Here is a 20401-nt window from a genome sequence, read left to right as displayed (position 1 = left end):
CGGGTGCACTCCGGTCGTGCGGCGACCATCCGCGCCGCGTGGCGGCGCCGCCGGGCCGACGTCAGTCGGTGGTGTCGAAGATCGGGCCGACCGTCCGCGAGCGCTTGAGCTCGAAGAAGCCCGGGTACTTGGCGACCGCGACGACGCCGTCCCAGAGGTCGAGCGCCTCCTGGCCCTTCGGCGCGGGCGAGATGACCGGGCCGAAGAAGGCGGTGCCCTCGACGGCGATGACCGGCGTGCCGACGTCCTGGCCGACCCGGTCGATGCCGTCCTGGTGGCTGGCGCGCACGGCCTGGTCGACCTCGTCCGTCCAGGCGTACTCGAGCAGGTCGGCGTCGAGGCCGAGCTCCGCGAGCACCGCCGGCACGACCTGCTCCGGGTCCGACTCCTGGCGGTGGTGGATGTGCTCGCCGAGCGCGTCGTAGAGCGGCTTGACGATCTCCTGCCCGAGGCGGAGCCGTGCCGCGGTCACGATGCGCGGGTAGACCTGCCCGGCCACGAGCCGCTCGCGGTAGGTGTCCGGGACGTCCTGGTCCTCGTTGAGGACGAACAGGCTCATCACGTTCCAGGTGACGTCGAGGTCGCGGTGCCGGGCGACCTCGCCGACCCAGCGGCTCGTCATCCAGGCCCAGGGGCAGTTCGGGTCGAACCAGAACTCCACAGCGGTGCGGTCGGCGGTCGTCTTGTCCACAGTCGTGTCGGTCACGGATGCGAGCGTACGCGTGCTCGCTAGGCTGGAGGCGACCGTCCCGCCGGTGCACGACGCCGTGCCGGGACCCCCCTCACGCGGACAAGGACCGTCCGTGTGCAACCGCGAAGATGGAGCGTCCGTGCCCGGAGAGAACCTCACCCGAATCGAAGCCCAGGAACGTGCCGCGATCGTCGACGTGCAGACGTACGACGTCGAGCTCGACCTGACCCGCGGCGCCGAGACGTTCGGCAGCACCACGCGGGTGCGCTTCACCGCCACCGACGGTGCGTCCACGTTCATCGACGCCATCACGAAGTCGGTGCACTCGATCACGCTGAACGGCACGGCGCTCGACGTCGCCGCCGTGAACGACGGGGTCCGCATCCAGCTCGACGGCCTGCAGGAGCAGAACGAGCTCGTGGTCGTCAGCGACGCGCTCTACACGAACACGGGCGAGGGCCTGCACCGCTTCGTCGACCCGGTCGACGACGAGGTGTACCTGTACTCCCAGTTCGAGGTGCCCGACTCGCGTCGCATGTTCGCCGTGTTCGAGCAGCCCGATCTCAAGGCCGAGTTCACCTTCACCGTGACGGCGCCGTCCCGGTGGCAGGTCGTCTCGAACTCCCCCACGCCCGAGCCGCACGTCGACGGCGACATCGCCACGTGGGCCTTCCCCCCGACGGCGAAGATCTCGAGCTACATCACCGCGCTCGTCGCCGGCCCGTACGAGGTCGTTCGAGACGAGCTGACGAGCCGCGACGGGCCGGACCATCCCGCTCGGCGTCTTCGCGCGGAAGTCGCTCGCCGAGTACCTCGACCCCGAGTACGTCTTCGAGACCACGAAGAAGGGCTTCGCCTACTACGAGGAGAAGTTCGACGTCCCGTACCCCTTCGAGAAGTACGACCAGCTGTTCGTGCCGGAGTTCAACGCCGGCGCTATGGAGAACGCCGGGGCCGTCACCTTCACCGAGACCTACGTCTTCCGGTCGAAGGTCACCGACGCCATCAAGGAGCGCCGGGTCGTCACGATCCTGCATGAGCTCGCCCACATGTGGTTCGGCGACCTCGTCACCATGAAGTGGTGGAACGACCTGTGGCTCAACGAGTCCTTCGCCGAGTGGGCCTCGACGATCGCCACGGCCGAGGCCACCGAGTGGACCGAGGCGTGGACCACGTTCCAGGCGATGGAGAAGTCCTGGGCCTACCGTCAGGACCAGCTCCCCTCGACGCACCCGATCGTCGCGACGATCAACGACCTCGAGGACGTCCAGGTCAACTTCGACGGCATCACGTACGCCAAGGGCGGCTCCGTCCTGAAGCAGCTCGTGGCGTGGGTCGGCATCGACGCGTTCTTCGCGGGCGTCTCGGCGTACTTCAAGAAGCACCACCACTCGAACACCGAGCTGCGCGACCTGCTCGTCGAGCTCGAGGCCACCAGCGGCCGTGACCTCTCCGAGTGGTCGAAGGCCTGGCTCGAGACCGCCGGGGTGAACACGCTCCGCCCCGAGATCGAGGTCGACGAGTCCGGCGCGATCACGTCGTTCGCCGTGCTGCAGGAAGCGCCGGCCGACTACCCGACGCTCCGTCCGCACCGTCTGGCGATCGGCGTCTACGCCGTCACGCAGGACGCGGACGCACCGTTCGGCGCCGACACCGCGTCCTCCGGCGGCAAGCTCGAGCGCGTGCACCGCGTCGAGATCGACGTCGACGGTGCCCGCACCGAGGTCCCGGAGCTCGTCGGCGTGCAGCGCGGCGACCTCGTGCTCCTCAACGACGACGACCTCGCCTACGCCAAGATCCGTCTCGACGAGCACTCGCGCCGGACCGCCATCGAGCACCTCGCCTCGATCGCGAACCCGCTCGCCCGCTCGATCGTGTGGGGCGCGATGTGGGACGCCACGCGTGACGCCGAGTCGCCCGCCAGCGACTACGTCCGCCTGGTGCTCGGCAACATCGCCACAGAGACCGAGTCGACCACGATCCGCACGACGCTCTCGCAGCTGCTCCTGACCGCGCGCAACTACGTCGCGCCGGCGAAGGTCGACCAGACCGTGCGCACCGTCGGCGACACGCTCTGGAACCTCGCGTCGAGCGCCGAGGCCGGTTCCGACGCGCAGTTCCAGTTCGTGAAGTTCTTCGCGCAGATCGCCTCCACGCCCGAGCACGTGGCCACCCTGAGCGGCCTGCGCGACGGTTCGGCGACGCTGAACGGGCTCGAGATCGACACCGACCTGCGCTGGGAGCTGCTCGAGGGCCTCGTGCTCGCGGGTGCCGCCTCCGGTGCCGAGGTCGACGCCGAGCTCGCTGCGGACAAGACCGCGTCGGGTGAGCAGGCCGCCGCGCGTGCCCGTGCGACGATCCCGACGGCCGAGGGCAAGCTCGCGGCGTTCTCGTCGCTCGTGGACTCGTCCGAGCTGCCCAACGCGATCGTGCGCCAGACGACGGTCGGGTACCAGCACGTGAATAGCCCGGTCGTGCTCGAGGGGCTCGTCCCGAAGTACTTCGACGTGCTCACGCGCATCTGGGCCGAGCGCAGCTACCACATGGCCGACACCATCGTCTCGGGGCTCTACCCGGCGCCGCTCGCGTCGGCCGAGCTGCGGGACGCCGCGGCCGCGTGGCTCGAGGCGCACCCGGAGACCCCGGCGCTGCGTCGCATCGTGTCCGAGAGCCTGGCGGGGACCGAGCGTGCCCTGCGGGTCCAGGCGGCGGACGCCTGAGTCTCGGATGAGGATCGGCGGGGTCCTGGCGTTCCCCAGGGGACGCCAGGGCCCCGCCCTCTAGCATCGACCGGATCATGACCTTGGTTGCAGTTCCCTCCCCGACCCCGTCAGGCCCGGCAGAGGCCGTCTCGCAGACGTTCGGCGAGTTCGTCGCCACCTGGCACGTCCCGATCACGATCGTCATCACGATCCTCGCCGCGCTGGTCCTGCGGATCATCCTGCGGCACTCGATCAAGGGCGTCGTCGACCGCGTCGTGAACGGCGTGAAGAAGCGTCAGGGCGCGACCGACACGCAGGCACTCATCGCCTCGCCGATCCAGACCGCCCGCGTCGTGCAGCGCACCCGCACGCTCGGCAGCGTGCTCGAGAACCTCGCGACGGTGATCGTCGTCGTGCTCGCACTCGTCGTCATCATCCCGCTCGTCATCCCGAACGCGGCCGTCGGGATCGTCGGCGGTGCCTCGCTCGTCGCCGCCGGGCTCGCGGTCGGCGCACAGAGCATCGTGCGCGACCTGCTCTCCGGTGTGTTCATGATCCTCGAGGACCAGGCCGGCGTCGGCGACGTCGTCGACACCGGCCAGGCCACCGGCGTCGTCGAGAACGTCGGGCTGCGGGTCATGCAGATCCGCGACGTGAACGGCATCCTCTGGTTCGTGCCGAACGGGCAGATCCTGCGTGTCGGCAACCTCTCGCAGGGCTGGTCGCGCGTCCTCGTCGACATCACGGTCCCGTACGACACCGACATCGACGCCGTGCAGGACGCCCTCCTCAAGGCCGCGGTCACGATGTCGCAGGAACCCCGGTGGCGCCAGCGCATCGTCGAGAAGCCGGAGATCTGGGGCCTGCAGTCGATCACGGACGCCGGCATGGTGTTCCGGCTCGTCGTGAAGACCCGGGCGTCCGAGCTCGACGTCGTCGGCCGCGAGCTCCGCGTCCGGCTGAAGCACGCCGTCGACGAACTCGGCGTGACCCTGCCCGCGATGGCGATGATCATGCCCGCCGGGTGGGAGAACGCGACATCGATCAACGGTCTCCGCACCGTGCGGACCCAGCCCACGCCCGCGCCGACCAAGCCCCGACGCGGCCGCAAGAACGTCCTCGGTCAGCCGATCCGGACCGACGACCCCGACGCTGGGAAGGACCCGCGATGACCGACCCCACCCCGCCCGCACAGCCGATCACGCTGCGGGTCGGCGAGCACGGCGCCTCGGCCACCGGCTCCCTCTACGAGCGCATCGGCGGCGCACCCACCTTCGACCGGCTCGTCCGGCGCTTCTACGAGGGCGTCCAGCAGGACGACGTCATCTGGCCGATGTACCCGGCGGACGACCTCGAGGGGGCGATCTGGCGTCTCTCGGCCTTCCTGCAGCAGTACTGGGGCGGCCCGGGGACCTACAGCGAGGAACGCGGCCACCCCCGTCTGCGGATGCGGCACATGCCGTTCCGGATCACGTCCGAGGCCCGCGAACGCTGGCTCCACCACATGCGCGACGCGGTCGAGTCCCTCCAGCTCGCGCCCCTCGACGAGGCAGAGCTCTGGGCCTACCTCGACCGGGCGGCGCACGCCATGACGAACACGTTCGACTGACGGACGTGCGCGGCTGACGGACTGGAGGCGCGGTGCCAGCTGGCACCGTCCCTCCTGGCACGGCCGTCACCCCGCTGGCGCGGTGCGCCGGTACCGGCCGGCGGGGCCCACCTCCAGTCCGTCACCCGGTCGCGTCAGCGGACGTAGGAGCCGTCGGCGAGGTCCTCGACGAGCGAGGGCCGGGTCGGGTTCCACCCGAACGCGCTGCGCGCGTGGGCGCCAGAGGCCTCCTGGTGGAGCAGCAGCGCGTCGGCGTACTCGGTGCCGAGGCGCTCGCGGCTGGCGTCGACGCTCTCGGCCACGATCGGCGAACCGTGCGCTCCCGCCTCCGCGATCTCGCGGACCGACGGGTTGTCCCCGGTGGCCGCGACGACGTAGCCGTCCTGCTCACCGCGGTGCAGGGCGAGGACGTAGAGCTCGCCGAGGTCGTCGGTGTGCACCGTCGTCCAGCGCTGCGAACCGTCGCCGACGAGTCGGACCTCGTGCTCGCCGTCCCCGACGAACATGGCGGGGATGCCGGCGCCACGGCCGTAGACGATGCCGGGCGCGATGATCGTCGTCCGGACGCTGCTCGCCCGCACCGTCGCCTCGTTCGGCACACGCCAGGCGGTCAGTGCCGGCGGCGACAGCGGCGACTGCTCGGAGATGTCGGTCGAGTCGCCGAAGGTGAAGATCCCGCCGGTGTGCACGAACGGCTTCGGGGTGCCCTCGAGCGCCGCGAGCACGGTCGCGATGAAGTCCGCGTCGATGCCCTGGGCCGAGGCCGTGTGCACGACGGCGTCCGCCTCGTGTGCGAGCCGGCGGACGACGTCGGTGTCGGTGACGTCACCGACGAGGGCGCGGCCACCCGCGTCGCGGACCGCCTGTGCCTTCTCGTCCGTGCGGACGAGGGCGGTGACCTCGTGCTCGTGGGCGACGAGTGCGCGGAGGACCGAGGAACCGATGTACCCGGACGCGCCGGTGAGGAAGACGTGCATGGAGCCAGCCAACCACGACCGGTCGGGGAACCGGCTGCCTACGAGTTGAGGGTCCAGGCGCGACGCTTGACGAGCACGTGCCCGCGCGAGGTGGTCAGGCGGCTCCACGGGCCGGTCTCGAAGAGTCGCACCGGGTCGTGGCCGAGGAAGCCGAGGCTCTCCCCGGCGAAGCCCGCGCCGGCGGGGACGTGCTCGATGCCCGCGACCGGACGGCCCCAGACCTCTGACCGGACCTTGCGGACGATGGCCTCGCCGGCGTTCGTCGGGACGGCGTCGGCGACCTCGGCGATGCCGTCGCGTGCGGCACGGCGGAGGAGCTCCGGCGAGACGTCGGGCAGCGGGACCCAGCCACCGCGGGGCGGGGAGATCGCGGCCCAGGTGACGGTGTGGACCTCGAGCGGGAGCTCCACCTCGATCGGGGTCGCCCGGGTGGGGTCTGCGCCGTCGGCGTGCTCGGCGTCGTGCGCGTCGGCGAGCAGCCGCAGACGTTCCTGCAGCGAGGCCAGCGGGACGACCGCGTCGACGGTCGCCGGCTGCGCGAGCGAGAACGTCCGCAGCCCGAGGACCGTCGGCAGTTCGTCGAGCAGCCCGAGCGGGTAGAGGATCGCGGTGTAGACCGCGAGGACGCCGGAGTCCGCGATGAGTCGGACGGAGCCGTCCTCGATGCGGGCGGCCCGTCCGAGGTACGTGCGCAGGTCACCGAGGGAGGCTGCGTCGGGAAGCGTGAACGAGGTGCCCATGTCACCCAGCAGCCTACCGGGCACGGCTCGGCGCCGGGGCGTTCGTAGACTGCTCGGTGTGAACGGCGAACCGGACTTCCTGCGGACCCTCAGACTCGAGGACACCGGCGCGAGCACCGGCGAGACCATCCTCACCGGCGCGAGCCACTGGTCCCCCGGCGGCCGGGTGTTCGGCGGGCAGGTGCTCGCGCAGTGCATCGTCGCCGCGCAGGCCACCATCGAGGACCGCGACATCCACTCGATGCACGGCTACTTCCTCCGCCCCGGCGACATCGACGTCCCGATCACCTTCGGTGTCGAACGCATCCACGACGGGCGGTCGTTCGCCGCGCGGCGGGTGCAGGCCTACCAGCGTGGTGTGCCGATCTTCTCGATGATCGCCTCGTTCCAGCGCCCGGACGTCGGCGTCGAGCACCAGGACCCGTTCCCCGTCGACGTGCCCGAACCGGAGTCCCTACCGTCGGCCGCGTCGATCCTGTCGGCCATCGACCACCCCGTCGCTCGGGCGTGGGCCGAACGCTCCATCGACCTGCGGCACGTCAAGGGCCCGGTGTTCGTCGACGTGCAGGGCGAGCAGATCGCCCACCAGGCGGTGTGGTTCCGGGTCGACGGCGAGCTCCCCGCCGACCCGGCGCTGCACCGTGCCGTCCTCGCGTACGCGAGCGACCTGTCCATCCTCGAGCCGATCATGCGGCGTCACGGGGTGGCCTGGGGCACCCCCGGTGTGAAGAGCGCGAGCCTCGACCACGCGATGTGGTGGCACCGTGACGGCCGGGCCGACGAGTGGGTGCTCTACACGCAGGAGTCCCCGAGCGCGCAGGGCGGTCGAGGACTCGCGTTCGGGCGGATGTTCTCGCCGGACGGCCGGCTGCTGGCATCGGTCGCGCAGGAGGGGATGATGCGCGTCCCGCGCTGACCCGGCCGACTGTGCTGCGGTCCGTCCTACGGGCGCGAGAACTCCGCCGGGGCTTCGACGTAGGCGGCGCACGCGTCCCGCTCGGCCTCGGTCAGCCGACGCGGACGGTTGCTGACGGCGTCGACCATCACGAGCGCGGTCGTCGCCCTGGTGTACAGCACCGCGGGCTCGTGCCCGACCGGCGACCAGACCTCGTACGAGACGTCGATGCTCGCGCCGCCGAGCCGACCGATCCACATCTGGATGTCGAGCGGCTGCCGCAGGTACGGGATCGACGCGAGGTACTCGAGGCGCTGCGCCGCGATCACGGTCATGGTGCCGGAACCCGGCCGCCCGTCGATGATCGGCTCCGGGACCGACCCGTCCGGAGCGCGATCCTCGGGGTCGGGTCCCCAGAACCCCACGATGCGCGCCTCTTCCAGGAGGCGCAGCATCGCGGAGTTGTTGACGTGACCGTAGGCGTCGATGTCGCTCCACCGCATGCGGACCGGAGCGTGCAACCGCGCCACGGTCAGTCGCGGGTGAGCTTGCGGTAGGTCGCCCGACCCGGCTTGGCCGCGTCGGCGCCGAGCCGCTCGATCTTGTTCTCCTCGTACGCCTCGAAGTTGCCCTCGAACCAGTACCAGTTCGGCGTGCCGTCCTCGTTCAGGCCTTCCCACGCGAGGATGTGCGTCGCGATGCGGTCGAGGAACCACCGGTCGTGCGTGATGACCACGGCACAACCCGGGTACTCGAGCAGCGCGTTCTCGAGGCTGCCGAGGGTCTCGACGTCGAGGTCGTTCGTCGGCTCGTCGAGGAGCAGCAGGTTGCCGCCCTGCTTGAGCGTCAGCGCCAGGTTCAGACGGTTGCGCTCACCACCGGAGAGCACCCCGGCCTTCTTCTGCTGGTCCGGACCCTTGAACCCGAACTGCGACACGTACGCACGCGACGGGATCTCGGTCTTGCCGACCTGGATGTAGTCGAGTCCGTCGGACACGACCTCCCACAGGTTCTTGTTCGGGTCGATGCCTCCGCGGCTCTGGTCGACGTACGAGATGTCGACCGTCTCGCCGATCTTCAGTGTGCCGCCGTCGAGCGGTTCGAGGCCGACGATCGTCTTGAACAGCGTGGTCTTGCCGACGCCGTTCGGGCCGATCACGCCGACGATGCCGTTGCGGGGCAGCGTGAAGGACAGGTCGTCGATGATGATGCGCTCGCCGAACTGCTTGTGCAGCTTCTCGGCGTCGATGACCTGCGAGCCCAGGCGCGGGCCGACGGGGATGACGATCTCCTCGAAGTCGAGCTTGCGCGTGCGCTCGGCCTCGGTGACCATCTCCTCGTAGCGGGCGAGACGGGCCTTGGACTTCGCCTGGCGGCCCTTCGTGTTGCTTCGGACCCAGTCGAGCTCCGAGGAGAGGCGCTTCGCGAGCTTGGCGTCCTTCTTGCCCTGGACCTCGAGCCGGGCACGCTTCTTCTCGAGGTAGGTCGAGTAGTTGCCCTCGTACGGGTAGAGACGACCGCGGTCGACCTCGGCGATCCACTGCGCGACGTGGTCGAGGAAGTACCGGTCGTGGGTCACGGCCAGGACGGCACCGTGGTACTGCTGCAGGTGCTGCTCGAGCCAGAGGACGGACTCGGCGTCGAGGTGGTTGGTGGGCTCGTCGAGGAGGAGCAGGTCCGGCTTCTGGAGCAGCAGCTTGCAGAGCGCCACACGACGCTTCTCACCACCGGACAGGTGCGTGACGAGCTCGTCCCCCGGGGGGCACTGGAGCGCGGCCATGGCCTGCTCGAGCTGCGAGTCGAGGTCCCACGCGTCCGCCGCGTCGATGTCCTCCTGCAGGGTGCCCATCTCGGCGAGGAGCGCGTCGAAGTCGGCGTCCGGCTCGGCCATCTGCGCGGAGATCTCGTTGAAGCGCGTGATCTTCGCGTGGATCTCGCCGACGCCTTCCTGCACGTTCTCGAGCACCGTCTTCGACTCGTCGAGCTCGGGCTCCTGCATGAGGATGCCGACGGTGAAGCCCGGGGTGAGCTTCGCCTCGCCGTTGGACGGCTGGTCGAGACCCGCCATGATCTTCAGGATCGTCGACTTGCCCGCACCGTTCGGCCCGACGACGCCGATCTTGGCGCCGGGGAGGAACGACATCGTGACGTCGTCGAGGATCAGCTTGTCGCCGACCGCCTTGCGGGCGCGGACCATCTGGTAGATGTACTCAGCCATATCGCGCCAAGTCTACTGACAGTGCGGGGCGTCCGTCTGCCCGGTCGCCGGTTCGCCGGATCACGCACGGGGGCTGTTGCGCTCGCCGACTTCGACGTACCGTTTCCCCGCTCCGCACCGGGAGCACGGTCGATCGACCACCGGAGAGGATCAGGACATGTTCACCAAGCGTCTGCGCCGTCTCGCGCTCCCCCTCGCGGGAGCCACCGCGCTCACCGTCGCGCTGCTCGCCCCGGCGACGGCTGCCTCGGCAGCGTCGCCCGTCCCGCGCGGCAACCCCTACGTCCAGTACACCGCGCACCTCATCGAGAGCGGCTCGGGCACCGGGTACTCGTCGTACATCAACGTCCACGACGCCCACAACAACGCGTTCGCCGTGGGGATCCAGTCCGACACCGCCTCGTCCGTGAGCAAGGGGCAGCCCCGGTTCATCTGGGAGCGGGTGCAGAACGGCAAGTTCACGTACGGCTACATGGGCGGCGCCTCGCACAGCAAGACGTCGGTCGGGCTGCGCTGGTACAAGAACGACGTCGCGTCGGTCATCCTCAACAACCGCACGGTCGGCACGATCGCCCTGAACCTCGACGGGCGGCTCTTCTTCAACGCCGAGGCGAACGCCCGACTCAACGGTGACGTCGTGCACTCGCAGGTGAACGACATCTCGATCAAGGTCGGCGACTCGTCCGGTCGGACCGGGCTCGCCGGCACGTGGAACACGAGCTTCTCGTTCCACGGGCTCAAGGCGAAGCAGACGAACAGCCCGAAGGTCCAGGGTGCGAGCTTCTCGATCGACGGACGGGTCTCGGGGCTCCCCCGGGGCGGCAACTGGGACACCACCGAGGTCGCGGGCATCGCGATGATCGCCCAGAACTGGCGGTAGGCGCCCGGGAGCGGGGACGGGGACCGGCTCAGGCCGCGGCACGCTCGTCCCCGTCCACCACCGGGTCGACGCCCACGACGACGTCGAACTCGTGACCGATCGCCGCCGCGGCGTGGCGAGCGGCCTCGGCACCGTCGGGCAGTTCCTCGCGGACGTCCGGCTCCGTCGGGTCGGGGTCGACACCCGGCACGGGGGTGCGGTCCGTGCCCGCCGCGCCGACCTCGCCGGTGACCGGGTCGACGTGCGGCAGGACGCCCGGGGTGCTCCCCGGAGGCGCGGTCGCCTCACCCGTGTGCCGCGGGACGCGCACCCAGTTGCTGATCCCCCAGGCGAGGTCGTGCCCGAGTGCCTCTGCGTCGATCTCGACGGAGGTGCCGCCGCGACCGTCCCGCTCCCACGTCCGGATGCGGATGCGCCCGGTGACGACGATGCGGTCGCCCTTCTTCAGGGAACGGTGCACGTTGGCCGCGAGCGATCGGAAGGCCGTGACGGTGTACCAGTTCGTGGCGCCGTTGGTCCAGGTCGAGGTCGCCCGGTCCCAGCGTCGGGACGGTGAGGCGAGGCGCATGCTCGTGATGGCGATGCCGGTGTCGGTCACGAGGTGACGTGGCTCGGTGGCGATGATCCCGCAGACGGTGATGGTGTCGTTCATGCGTCGATCGTCATCGAGCCCCGGGTCGCGGAAGCGACCCGGGGCTCGATCTGTGACTGGATGACCCGATCAGGTGCGTTGTGGAGGACGAGTCCCCCGCGCCTCCTGGTCGAGACGTGGGCACCGCGCGTTCAGTGCGCGCGGAACTCGGGTCGGTCCGCCAACGGGCCGAGCGCTGCGTGCACGGCGCCCTTCGCCGACTCGAGCGACGGGTACGTCCCGCCGCCCGCGCTCCGACCGTAGAGCTCGACGCGGAACCCGCCGTCTGCTCGGTGGATGCTGCCGACCGCTCCCGCTGGTCCGACCGCGACCCAGGTCCCGGTGTTGTTCGTCATCGTTCGACCACCTCCTCGTGGCCCCGACGTCCGGAGTCTCAGGACGCCAGGATGTACTGACTGTAGGCCTTGCGGACCTTGTTCACCTTGGGCAGCGCCACCGCGAGGCAGTAGCCCTGACCGGGGTTCTTCGCGAAGAAGTCCTGGTGGTACTCCTCTGCACGGTAGAAGGTACCGAGCGGTTCGATCGTCGTCACGATGCCGCCGTCCCAGATGTCCGAGGCGCGCGCGATCGCCCGCTCGAACAGGGCCTTCTGGTCGTCGTCGGCCGGGAACATCGCCGAGCGGTACTGCGTGCCGACGTCGGCTCCCTGGCGGTTCAGCTGCCGCGGGTCGTGCAGCGTGAAGAACACGTCGAGGATGACGTCGGCCGGGATGACCGTCTCGTCGAAGGTGACCGCCACCGCCTCGGCGTGACCGGTCGTCCCCGTGCACACCGACTCGTACGAGGGGTTCTCGACCTCGCCGCCGACGTAGCCGGACACCACGTCCTGCACGCCCTGGAGCGTGCGGTACACGGCGTCGAGACACCAGAAACATCCACCTGCGAGCACGAACGTCGTCATGGCCGCAACCTACCGTTCCCCGCTCGGAGCGAGCCGCGATCGGGGCACGCCTCCTCCACAACGCGCACGCCCCCGGCAACGCTCCCCGGGTCGTCCGAGCGCACTCGGCGTGTCGGTGGTCGGCCGTACCGTCGGAGACACACCGACGAGCAGGAGGCACCACGATGCAGACGACGAACGAACCGGTCTTCCGGATCCGTACCGCGCCCGTGGCCCGCTCGCGCGGCGACCTCCGGATCCTCGACGTCCGCGACGACCTCAGCCGCGTGACCCGGGCGAACGGCGAGATCGTCGGGTACGTGGACCGCGTCGACGTCGCCGGGGGCACCGCCTACCGCGCCCGTCGGTACGTGTCGACCGAACGACGCTTCGTCGAGCTCCCGAACGTCTGGTCGGCCGACGACGCCGTGGACTGCCTGCGCTGGGGCTGATCCGGCCCCAGCGGACGACATGATGTTCCACATTGGAATCATGTCCGGTCGGATGCGCGGAACACCGCCCGACCTCCCCGATGCCTGACCGTTTCGTGAGTAGGGTGCGCGCATGGACTGGTGGAACGACCTGACCGACTGGATCTCGTCCGACAACGGCTGGCGCGTGATCTCCGGCGCGCTCATCCCGTTCGTCGCGATCGTCGTGGCGGGCTTCATCGCGGCGCTCATCGGCCGCGGGGCGACGAAGCGGGTCGTGGCGATGCAGGAACGCGAAGCGCGGAACGCCGCCGTCGCGGGCATCGTCTCGGCTGCACGCAAGGCCGCGACCTGGGGTTCCCTCGGGCACGACGAGCGTGCGTACGCCGACCACCTCGCCGAGGACGCCGACATCCGACTCCGTCTGCTCCCCGTTGCGGGTGCGCCCCTCGCGGCGAACTGGACGCAGCACGAGATCGCGGACATCAAGAAGAACTCCTCGACCTTCAGCTTCCAGGCGGAGCAGTCGCTCGCCGAGTTCCGTGACCGCATCCTCCAGTGGCAGGCACGACCGAACCGGGCGCGCAAGCTCTTCAAGAGCGACCTCGAGCGCTGGAAGTTCGATTCGCCCGACCCCGACGCCGAGCTGATCACGCGGCAGCAGGACTGGAACGCCGACCAGGCCGCCCCCGCGCGACCCACGGACGCCGGCACGACCACCGCCGTCCCCGCCGAGCGCCCGACGCCGACGATGACCTCCCTCCGGCCCGCTCCGGCGAGCACGCCCGCCCCGTCGAGCACGGCCGCCGCAGCCCCCGGTGCCGGCGCCGCCGCGGCAGGCACCACTGCTGCCCCGTCCGCGGGCGCAGGCTTCTCGGTCACCCGCGGCGGCTCCGCACCGGTCGACCCGAACGCGACGACGCCGATCTCGGACACCTCCAGTACGAACCGGACGACCCCGATCTCCGACACGAACGCCACGCGCGCGTACGGCGACGGCGCGACCCGCGCGTACGGCGACGGCGCCGCCACCCCGACCCGGGCGCCCCTGGGTTCGCCGGCATCGCCCGCCGGCAACCGCGGCTCGGCGACCGCGTCCGGCACGGACACCGACAACGCCGACGCCGTCGACGACGTCCGGCCGAGCAGCCCTCGCGGCACCGACCGTCCCACCACGGTCCCCCGGAGCAGCGGGCCCCGCGGGGCGGACACGACCGGTCCCGACGCGAGCGCGACGCCGCCGGTCGCCAAGCCGACCTCGGCGGACGCGCACGTCAACCGCACCACGGAGTCCGACGCCCGCGGTGTCGACGCCTCGACGACCGCACACACCCGGTCGATCCCGACCCGCATCGCGGACGGCCCCGCCGAACCGGCCGACGCGAACGAGACCTCGGAAGCGCCCTACACGCAGCCGATCAGCGCGAGCGAGCTCCGTCGCCGCGCTGCCGACGACGACGAGTAGGCAGTCGCCGAACGACACGAAGGCCGCCGTCCCGATGGACGGCGGCCTTCGTCGTGTGTGCCCCCGGCAGGAATCGAACCCGCGGCACGGTGGGTAGAAACCACCTGCTCTATCCACTGAGCTACGGAGGCGGACGGCCCCGATTCTATCCGCGACCCTCGCCGAGGTGCTGCACGAACCGGTCGACCTCCCGCTGCGATCGGAGGTGGACGATACGCAGGTGCGGCGCGGTCTCGACGAGCTCGGGTACCCGACGACGCGTCACGTTCCGGGTGCTGATGCCCCAGCGGAGGATGTGGCCGCGATCGGTGAAGAACGTCCACAGCGACGGTTCGACGTTGCCGTTCCACAGCTCGACACGGCCGAACCGTCGTCGCAGGGTCCGACGCAACAACCTCCACAGCGCCACGGCCGTCGGCAGGTCGATCCACACGAGGGTGTCCGCCCGCTCCGCGAGCATCGCCCTGACGGAGGTGTACTGCCACTCCGTCACCCACGCGGGTTCGCTCGTGTACCGCTCGACGTCGGTGACGAAGGTGTCCCGCGGGACCCAGCCGGGCCCGTGGTACAGCGAGTCGATCTCGGTGTGCGGGATCCCGAGGACCCGGCCGATCCGCCCTGCCGTGGTGGTCTTCCCGACGCCCGTGGTCCCGGCGACGAGGACGCGACGGGGCACCGGGTCGAGGGGGTCGTCGGCTCCGAGCACTCGTCGACCCTAGCCCGCCGTGAGGTCGTAGACCGTGACGCCTCCGATCGTCGACGCGGTGAAGGTCGACTCGACCCACTCGGAGATCTCCGACGCCGCATCGCTGCCGCCGTTCGACTGCCCGACGCTACCGGCGATGAAGTAGTGGATCTTCCCCGCAGCGACGTCTGCCTGGAACTCCGCGAGGGTGGGTGACGGGTCCGAGCCGTTGAAGCCGCCGATGGGCATCACCGAGGCGCCCGTGGCGAGCTGGTAGGTCGCGGCACTGTTCGAACCGATGGCGGCGGCGACCCAGGTGTAGTCGTCGGCGTCCTCCAGGAGCACCTTCCGCAGCGCCGAGGAGACCTCGGTGGACCCGCCGAGCAGGCTCCCGGCACCACCGAACCCGCCGCCACCCGCACGACCGGTCCCGGTCCCGGCCCCGCCGCCGGTCCCGCCGGCCGCGCCCGTCCCACCCGGTCCGCCGGTCCCGCCGACGCCACCCGCGCCTCCAGGGCCGCCGCCAGCACCACCGAACCCGCCGCCACCGCGGGCCCCGCCACCAAACCCGCCGCCACCGAACCCGCCGCCCGCGACGGTCGGTCCAGCCGAGGGCAGCGCCCCGGTGTGGGCGGTCGTCACCGTGTCGATCGAGTACGCCGTCGGTCCGAGCAAGCCGGTGACGACCGCGCCGACGACCGCGACGCTGCCGACCGGACGGGACCACCTCGCGAGCCGGCCGACGTGCACCGGCACCAGCACCGCCGCCGCCGTCACCACCCCGACCACGAGCACCACCCACCGGATCCACGGCTGCCACCCCGACGCCGCCGTGAGCAGGTGCCACTGCCACACCACCGTGACGACCACCGCGAACGCCGCCGTCCCACGCCACCACCACGACGCGCGCCGCTCCCACAGCACCCCGGCGCCGATGCCCACGAGCCCGGCGATGTACGGCGCGAGCGCGACCGTGTAGTAGGGGTGGAAGATCCCGCCCACGAAGCTGAACACCAGCCCGGTCACGAGCAGCGACCCACCCAGCGCGATGACCGTGGCGAGGCGGGAGCGAGCAAGCGACGTCCGCTGCCGGAACCCGATCGCGACGAGCGCCGCCACGAGGAGGACCAGTGCGGTGGGCAGCAGCCAGGTGATCTGCCCGGCGAACTCCGACCCGAACAGCCGCAGCAGCCCGGTGGCGCCCCAGGAGCCGGCTCCGGCAGTTCCGCCGCCCCCGGTCACGCTGCCGGTCTCGTCGCCGGTGACCCGTCCGAGGCCGTTGTACCCGAAGGTGAGCTCGAGGAACGAGTTCGTCTGCGACCCCCCGACGTACGGGCGGGACGACGACGGCACGAGTTCCACCACGGCGACCCACCACCCGCCGGCGACGACCACGGCGAGGGCCGCCCACAGCAGGTGCACGACGCGCTTCACGAACGGCAGCGACGAGCAGGACAGGTACACGCCGACGAGCACGGGCAGGATGAGGAACCCCTGCAGCTGCTTCGTCAGGAACGCGATCCCGACGGCCACGCCGGCCAGGACGACCCATCGCACACGTCCGCTCTCGACACCGCGCAGGACGAGCCAGAGCGACAGCACCATGAGCAGCGTGAGCAGTGCGTCCGGGTTGTTGAAGCGGAACATGAGGGTCGCGACCGGGGTCGTCGCGAGTGCGGCGCCCGCGACGAGCGCGGCCCCGGCGGAGAACCGCCGCCGGACGATGACGTACAGCAGTGCCACGGTCCCGACGCCCATGAGTGCCTCCGGCACGAGGATCGCCCACGAGTCGAGGCCGAACAGGCGCACGGACAGCTCCATCACCCAGAGGAACGCCGGCGGCTTGTCGACCGTGATCGAGTTGCCCGCGTCCGAGGAGCCGTAGAAGAACGCCTCCCAGCTCTGGCTCCCCGCCTGCACGGCCGCCGAGTAGAACGCGTTCGCGTACCCGTTCACCCCGAGGTTCACGAGGTACAGGACGGCCGTCGCGACCAGCAGGCCGAAGAAGGCAGGACGTTCCCACCGTGCTCGCTGGACGGCGGGTGTGCGGGAGCTGGTGCGCATGGCCCCAGCGTCACCGGGCCGGCTTTCGGCATCCGTTGGCAGCGCTGTGGAAGCGCCGGGAGGCGCGGCGTGCGTCCGCCCGGTCGGGTTCCGGAACGGTTCGGCGCGCGTCTGCCTGGTGTTCGCCTCCGCGACACCGCGGCTTCGTAGCGTCCCGAGCATGCGCTCCACCGGTTCCGTCGTCGCGGTCGTCCCGGCCCGTGCGGGGTCGAAGGGCATCCCGGGCAAGAACCTCCGCCCCGTCGCCGGGCGCTCCCTGGTCCGTCGCGCGGTGGAGTCCGCCCGAGCAGCGACGACGATCGACACCGTCGTGGTCTCGACGGACGGCGACGCCATCGCCGCCGAGGCCGTGTCCGCCGGCGCCCGGGTCGTCCGGCGTCCCGCAGCGCTCGCCGGGGACGAGGCCTCGTCGGAGTCCGCGCTGCTGCACGTCCTCGACACGCTCGCGGCCGCGGGCGAGGAGCCCGACGTCGTCGTGTTCCTGCAGGCGACCTCGCCGTTCATCGACCCGGCCGACCTCGACGCCGCCGTCAGCCGGGTCCACGACGGCCACGCCGACTCGGTGTTCGCCGCGGCGCCCTCGCACGCGTTCCTCTGGCGGATCGGCGACGACGGCTCCGCCCGTGCCGTGAACCACGACCAGGCCGTCCGCCCCCGGCGGCAGGACCGCGAGCCGGAGTTCCGCGAGACGGGCGCGTTCTACGCCTTCCGGGCCGCCGCCTTCCGCGAGCACCGCCACCGGTTCCACGGCCGCGTCGAACTCGTCGTCGTCGACGGTGCCGGAGCGATCGACGTCGACGACCCGGCCGACCTCGCGCTCGCGTCCGCCCTCGCACCACGGCTCGACCCTCCCGCGCACCGGTCCGACGAGCACGCACCAGACCACCGTCCGGCCACCGAGCCGCACGTCCCCGCACCGAACGGAGCACCATGACCGTCACCATCGGCACGTCCACGATCGGCGCGGGCCACCCCGCGTACCTCATCGGCGAGATCGGCCTGAACCACAACGGCGACGTCGACATCGCCAAGCGACTCATCGACGTCGCGGCCGACGCCGGGCTGCAGGCCGTGAAGTTCCAGAAGCGGACGCCGGAGATCTCCACGCCGGAGCACATGAAGCAGACGCCGCGGAGCACGCCGTGGGGCGAGATGACCTACCTCGAGTACCGGTACCGCGTCGAGTTCGACCGCGACCAGTACATCGAGATCGGCGACCACGCGACGCTCCGCGGGCTCGACTGGTTCGCCTCGCCGTGGGACGAGCCGTCGGTCGCCTTCCTCGAGGACCTCAACGTGGTGGCGTACAAGATCGCCTCGGCGTCGGTGACGGACCTCGGGCTCCTGGCCGAGGTCGCCGCGACCGGCAAGCCCGTGATCCTCTCGACGGGGATGTCGACGCTCGAGCAGATCGACCGTGCCGTGGAGGCCCTCGGCACCGAGCGACTCGTGCTCATGCACGCCACGTCGACGTACCCGCTCCCCGCCGAGGAGGCGAACCTGCGGATGATCGACACCCTCGCGAACCGCTACGCGGGCGTCCCGGTCGGGTACTCCGGCCACGAGCCCGGGCTGCAGATCTCCATCGCCGCCGTGGCACTCGGCGCGACGGCCGTCGAGCGCCACATCACGCTCGACCGCACGATGTGGGGCTCCGACCACGCTGCGTCGCTCGAACCGCACGGGCTGCAGACGCTCGCGCGCGACGTCCGGATCATCGAGACCGCGCTCGGCGACGGCGTGAAGCGGGTCATGCCCGGCGAGCGGGCACCGCTCGCGAAGCTGCGCCGCGTCGGAGCGTGACGGGCGGCGACCTGGACGCGGCCGGCGGCGGGGGCGAGCCGAGTGAAGGACGGGAGGCGCGCCTCCCGTCCGACGCCCTGCCACGCGTCCGACGCGTGGTCGGTCTGGTCGACACCGACTCGTTCGCGAAGTGGGGCGCCCACCTGCTCGCCACGGCACCCGCGCACTGGGACCTCGAACTGCTCACGGTGGCGACGCCGCGATCTGCGAGCCGCGCGCAGCTGCGGTCGGCGTTCCGGGGGCTCGACGACCGGCTGGCGCACCTGGCCGCGGCGCCGCCGGGGGCGCTCGAGGTCGACGCCATCGTCGAACGGCTCCGGCAGGACCCGCCGGACGCCGTGCTGGTGTCCCTGATCGGACCGGTGGCGGAGCTCGTCATCGAGGAGGTCCACCGTCGTGTGCCGCGACGCCCCGTCCTCGTGACGGGGCTGCCCGGGATCTCCTACCCGGCGAAGTGGAAGGGCGTGTTCTTCCGGGCGCGCGCCGACCTGTTCGTGCTGCACAGCCGCCGCGAGGTCCGCGCCTACGAGGAGCTCGCGACCGAGGGCGGCGTCGAGCCGCACTTCGCGCTCGCGACCCTGCCGTTCGCGCGGCCGTCCGGAGCCGCTGCGAGCCGTGACGGCGCTGCGATCATCCGCGACTCCGTCGTCTTCGCCGCACAGCCGAGCGTCCCCGCGGAACGTGCCGAGCGGGAGCGCGTCGTCGGATGGCTCGCCGAGACCGCCCGTCGGCACCCGGAGTGGCGCGTGGTGATCAAGGTCCGTGCCGCCGCCGGGGAGCACCAGACGCACCGCGAACAAGACCCGTACCCGGACCTCGTGCCGACGGACGCGCCGACGAACCTCGTGGTCGAGAGCGGGCCGATGTCCGCGCACCTCGACCGGGCGGTCGCCCTCGTCACGATCAGCTCGACGGCCGTGCTCGAAGCGGCGGCGAGGGGCATCCCCGCGCTCACCCTGACCGATTTCGGCATCGGGCGACACCTCATCAACGAGGTGTTCGTGGGCAGCGGGCTCGAGGGGGACGCCGTCGACCTGGTGGACGGCCGGTTCGGGACGGTCCGGGCCGAGTGGATGCACGACAACCACTTCCACCCGTATTCGGAGAACGACTGGGCCGAACGAACCGAACGGCTCATGGAGTCCCGCGACGCCGGGGTCCTGCGCGACCGACCGGCGGCACGCCGGAGTCGCGGTGGCGTGCTCCGTCGGGCCTGGGAGCGGAAGAACGCCCTCGGGCCGGACGATCGGAGTGTCCTCGGGGCCGTCGCGCTGGTGATCGGGGCGCCGGTGCGGGCGCTGAAGCGGGTTATCCGGCGGGTACGGCGGGTGGTGCGGCCGGCGGAGGTGCCGGTGTTGCTCGCGCCGACGAGTCAGCGTGCTGCGTCCGGGTCGGGTAGGGCCGCATCCGGAGGGGCCGCGTCCGGTGGTGGCCCGTCAGACCGCCTTGGCGATCGCGAGGAGCAGTTGGTCCCGGGTCGGGACGCCGGGTGACCGGAAGACCTCGGCACCGTCGTCCCGCCGCACGATGATCGTGGGGGTCGACCGGATGCCGAGGTCCTCCGCCTGGTCGGGGTGGTTCGCCACGTCGCGCTCGGTCACGTGCAACCCGGGGACGAGCTCGGACGCCTCGGCCGACACCCGGCGGGCGGCGGCGCACGGGGCGCAGAACGAGGACGTCCAGAGATCGAGCTGCATGTGGTCCTGCAA

Annotated in this window: 20 protein-coding genes, 1 tRNA gene and 1 pseudogene; 10 read left to right on the top strand and 12 right to left on the bottom strand. The window is 71.3% G+C overall.

Annotation, left to right across the window (positions count from 1 at the left end; all coding sequences use genetic code 11):
• Window positions 1-61: 61 nt before the first annotated feature.
• Window positions 62-622 (bottom strand): disulfide bond formation protein DsbA, encoded by a 561-nt coding sequence (locus QE359_RS09715; protein ID WP_309780417.1) that lies wholly within the window; start codon window positions 620-622, stop codon window positions 62-64.
• A 208-nt stretch (window positions 623-830) separates the two neighbouring features.
• Between QE359_RS09715 and pepN the strand changes: the two are divergent.
• From pepN to QE359_RS09700, 3 genes and pseudogenes are all read left to right on the top strand, one after another.
• Window positions 831-3411 (top strand): annotated as a pseudogene (pepN, locus tag QE359_RS09710) (aminopeptidase N).
• A gap of 77 nt (window positions 3412-3488) precedes the next feature.
• Window positions 3489-4565 carry a mechanosensitive ion channel domain-containing protein gene (locus QE359_RS09705; protein WP_309778994.1) on the top strand — a complete coding sequence of 359 codons (1077 nt, stop codon included), beginning with the start codon at window positions 3489-3491 and terminating at the stop codon, window positions 4563-4565.
• A complete protein-coding gene (locus QE359_RS09700; protein WP_309778993.1) occupies window positions 4562-5002 on the top strand; it encodes a globin in 441 nt (146 codons plus the stop codon). The genes QE359_RS09705 and QE359_RS09700 overlap by 4 nt, the downstream gene beginning before the upstream one ends.
• A gap of 134 nt (window positions 5003-5136) precedes the next feature.
• Here QE359_RS09700 and QE359_RS09695 read toward each other — a convergent pair whose 3' ends face one another.
• Both QE359_RS09695 and QE359_RS09690 read right to left on the bottom strand, forming a co-directional pair.
• A complete protein-coding gene (locus tag QE359_RS09695; protein WP_309778992.1) occupies window positions 5137-5979 on the bottom strand; it encodes an NAD(P)H-binding protein in 843 nt (280 codons plus the stop codon).
• Window positions 5980-6017: 38 nt separating this feature from the next.
• Window positions 6018-6719: a hypothetical protein gene (locus tag QE359_RS09690; RefSeq protein WP_071295907.1), complete on the bottom strand. Its 702-nt coding sequence runs from the start codon at window positions 6717-6719 to the stop codon at window positions 6018-6020.
• Window positions 6720-6777: 58 nt separating this feature from the next.
• Between QE359_RS09690 and QE359_RS09685 the strand changes: the two genes are divergently transcribed.
• The gene (locus QE359_RS09685; RefSeq protein ID WP_309778991.1) at window positions 6778-7635 is read left to right on the top strand and encodes an acyl-CoA thioesterase II; all 858 of its coding nucleotides are present in this window, start codon (window positions 6778-6780) and stop codon (window positions 7633-7635) included.
• Between the two features lie 26 nt (window positions 7636-7661).
• Here the strand turns inward: QE359_RS09685 and QE359_RS09680 are convergent, their stop codons facing one another.
• Together QE359_RS09680 and ettA are read right to left on the bottom strand one after the other, a co-directional pair.
• Window positions 7662-8117 (bottom strand): thioesterase family protein, encoded by a 456-nt coding sequence (locus QE359_RS09680; protein ID WP_309778990.1) that lies wholly within the window; start codon window positions 8115-8117, stop codon window positions 7662-7664.
• A 29-nt stretch (window positions 8118-8146) separates the two neighbouring features.
• Window positions 8147-9832: an energy-dependent translational throttle protein EttA gene (ettA, locus tag QE359_RS09675; protein WP_070416603.1), complete on the bottom strand. Its 1686-nt coding sequence runs from the start codon at window positions 9830-9832 to the stop codon at window positions 8147-8149.
• A 157-nt stretch (window positions 9833-9989) separates the two neighbouring features.
• Between ettA and QE359_RS09670 the strand changes: the two genes are divergently transcribed.
• Window positions 9990-10712, top strand: coding sequence for a hypothetical protein (locus QE359_RS09670; RefSeq protein ID WP_070416604.1), 723 nt, complete (start codon window positions 9990-9992; stop codon window positions 10710-10712).
• Between the two features lie 28 nt (window positions 10713-10740).
• Here the strand turns inward: QE359_RS09670 and QE359_RS09665 are convergent, their stop codons facing one another.
• The 3 genes from QE359_RS09665 to msrA form a co-directional block, all read right to left on the bottom strand.
• Window positions 10741-11364 carry a single-stranded DNA-binding protein gene (locus QE359_RS09665; RefSeq protein WP_309778989.1) on the bottom strand — a complete coding sequence of 208 codons (624 nt, stop codon included), beginning with the start codon at window positions 11362-11364 and terminating at the stop codon, window positions 10741-10743.
• Window positions 11365-11495: 131 nt separating this feature from the next.
• Window positions 11496-11699, bottom strand: a complete 204-nt coding sequence (locus QE359_RS09660) for a hypothetical protein (protein WP_070416606.1) — start codon at window positions 11697-11699, stop codon at window positions 11496-11498.
• 38 nt (window positions 11700-11737) lie between these two features.
• Window positions 11738-12265, bottom strand: coding sequence for a peptide-methionine (S)-S-oxide reductase MsrA (gene msrA / locus QE359_RS09655; protein ID WP_070416607.1), 528 nt, complete (start codon window positions 12263-12265; stop codon window positions 11738-11740).
• Between the two features lie 164 nt (window positions 12266-12429).
• Here msrA and QE359_RS09650 point away from each other — a divergent pair, with 164 nt between their 5' ends.
• Both QE359_RS09650 and QE359_RS09645 read left to right on the top strand, forming a co-directional pair.
• Complete coding sequence (locus QE359_RS09650) at window positions 12430-12696, top strand: hypothetical protein (protein ID WP_070416608.1); 267 nt, start codon at window positions 12430-12432, stop codon at window positions 12694-12696.
• A gap of 112 nt (window positions 12697-12808) precedes the next feature.
• Window positions 12809-14140: a hypothetical protein gene (locus QE359_RS09645; protein ID WP_309778988.1), complete on the top strand. Its 1332-nt coding sequence runs from the start codon at window positions 12809-12811 to the stop codon at window positions 14138-14140.
• A gap of 58 nt (window positions 14141-14198) precedes the next feature.
• Here the strand turns inward: QE359_RS09645 and QE359_RS09640 are convergent.
• From QE359_RS09640 to QE359_RS09630, 3 genes are all read right to left on the bottom strand, one after another.
• A tRNA-Arg gene (locus QE359_RS09640) sits at window positions 14199-14271 on the bottom strand.
• Between the two features lie 14 nt (window positions 14272-14285).
• On the bottom strand, window positions 14286-14846 hold the full coding sequence (locus QE359_RS09635) for an AAA family ATPase (RefSeq protein WP_309778987.1): 561 nt from the start codon (window positions 14844-14846) through the stop codon (window positions 14286-14288).
• Window positions 14847-14855: 9 nt separating this feature from the next.
• Window positions 14856-16889 (bottom strand): glycosyltransferase family 39 protein, encoded by a 2034-nt coding sequence (locus QE359_RS09630; RefSeq protein WP_309778986.1) that lies wholly within the window; start codon window positions 16887-16889, stop codon window positions 14856-14858.
• A gap of 160 nt (window positions 16890-17049) precedes the next feature.
• Here QE359_RS09630 and QE359_RS09625 point away from each other — a divergent pair, with 160 nt between their 5' ends.
• From QE359_RS09625 to QE359_RS09615, 3 genes are read left to right on the top strand one after another with little or no spacing between them, the layout of a single operon-like run.
• The gene (locus QE359_RS09625) at window positions 17050-17823 is read left to right on the top strand and encodes an acylneuraminate cytidylyltransferase family protein (protein WP_309778985.1); all 774 of its coding nucleotides are present in this window, start codon (window positions 17050-17052) and stop codon (window positions 17821-17823) included.
• Window positions 17820-18692 carry an N-acetylneuraminate synthase family protein gene (locus QE359_RS09620; protein ID WP_071295915.1) on the top strand — a complete coding sequence of 291 codons (873 nt, stop codon included), beginning with the start codon at window positions 17820-17822 and terminating at the stop codon, window positions 18690-18692. Before QE359_RS09625 ends, QE359_RS09620 begins: the two co-directional genes overlap by 4 nt.
• Window positions 18689-20185, top strand: coding sequence for a DUF6716 putative glycosyltransferase (locus tag QE359_RS09615; RefSeq protein ID WP_309778984.1), 1497 nt, complete (start codon window positions 18689-18691; stop codon window positions 20183-20185). The genes QE359_RS09620 and QE359_RS09615 overlap by 4 nt, the downstream gene beginning before the upstream one ends.
• Here the strand turns inward: QE359_RS09615 and QE359_RS09610 are convergent.
• Window positions 20129-20389 (bottom strand): thioredoxin family protein, encoded by a 261-nt coding sequence (locus QE359_RS09610; protein WP_092384087.1) that lies wholly within the window; start codon window positions 20387-20389, stop codon window positions 20129-20131. The two genes, QE359_RS09615 and QE359_RS09610, sit on opposite strands and share 57 nt — an antisense overlap.
• Between the last annotated feature and the right edge of the window lie 12 nt (window positions 20390-20401).

The sequence above is a fragment of the Curtobacterium sp. SORGH_AS_0776 genome, from assembly GCF_031453355.1.
In the GTDB taxonomy this organism is placed as follows: Bacteria; Actinomycetota; Actinomycetes; order Actinomycetales; family Microbacteriaceae; genus Curtobacterium.
This window is presented reverse-complemented; position numbering and strand designations above follow the sequence as displayed.

Coding starts and splice junctions, on each gene's coding strand:
- QE359_RS09650 (WP_070416608.1), top strand. CDS start 12,430: ATGCAGACGACGAACGAACCGGTCTTCCGGATCCGTACCGCGCCCGTG.
- QE359_RS09630 (WP_309778986.1), bottom strand. CDS start 16,889: ATGCGCACCAGCTCCCGCACACCCGCCGTCCAGCGAGCACGGTGGGAA.
- QE359_RS09670 (WP_070416604.1), top strand. CDS start 9,990: ATGTTCACCAAGCGTCTGCGCCGTCTCGCGCTCCCCCTCGCGGGAGCC.
- QE359_RS09665 (WP_309778989.1), bottom strand. CDS start 11,364: ATGAACGACACCATCACCGTCTGCGGGATCATCGCCACCGAGCCACGT.
- QE359_RS09705 (WP_309778994.1), top strand. CDS start 3,489: ATGACCTTGGTTGCAGTTCCCTCCCCGACCCCGTCAGGCCCGGCAGAG.
- QE359_RS09690 (WP_071295907.1), bottom strand. CDS start 6,719: ATGGGCACCTCGTTCACGCTTCCCGACGCAGCCTCCCTCGGTGACCTG.
- QE359_RS09680 (WP_309778990.1), bottom strand. CDS start 8,117: ATGCGGTGGAGCGACATCGACGCCTACGGTCACGTCAACAACTCCGCG.
- QE359_RS09660 (WP_070416606.1), bottom strand. CDS start 11,699: ATGACGAACAACACCGGGACCTGGGTCGCGGTCGGACCAGCGGGAGCG.
- ettA (WP_070416603.1), bottom strand. CDS start 9,832: ATGGCTGAGTACATCTACCAGATGGTCCGCGCCCGCAAGGCGGTCGGC.
- msrA (WP_070416607.1), bottom strand. CDS start 12,265: ATGACGACGTTCGTGCTCGCAGGTGGATGTTTCTGGTGTCTCGACGCC.
- QE359_RS09625 (WP_309778985.1), top strand. CDS start 17,050: ATGCGCTCCACCGGTTCCGTCGTCGCGGTCGTCCCGGCCCGTGCGGGG.
- QE359_RS09610 (WP_092384087.1), bottom strand. CDS start 20,389: ATGCAGCTCGATCTCTGGACGTCCTCGTTCTGCGCCCCGTGCGCCGCC.
- QE359_RS09700 (WP_309778993.1), top strand. CDS start 4,562: ATGACCGACCCCACCCCGCCCGCACAGCCGATCACGCTGCGGGTCGGC.
- QE359_RS09715 (WP_309780417.1), bottom strand. CDS start 622: ATGACGAGCCGCTGGGTCGGCGAGGTCGCCCGGCACCGCGACCTCGAC.
- QE359_RS09620 (WP_071295915.1), top strand. CDS start 17,820: ATGACCGTCACCATCGGCACGTCCACGATCGGCGCGGGCCACCCCGCG.
- QE359_RS09695 (WP_309778992.1), bottom strand. CDS start 5,979: ATGCACGTCTTCCTCACCGGCGCGTCCGGGTACATCGGTTCCTCGGTC.
- QE359_RS09645 (WP_309778988.1), top strand. CDS start 12,809: ATGGACTGGTGGAACGACCTGACCGACTGGATCTCGTCCGACAACGGC.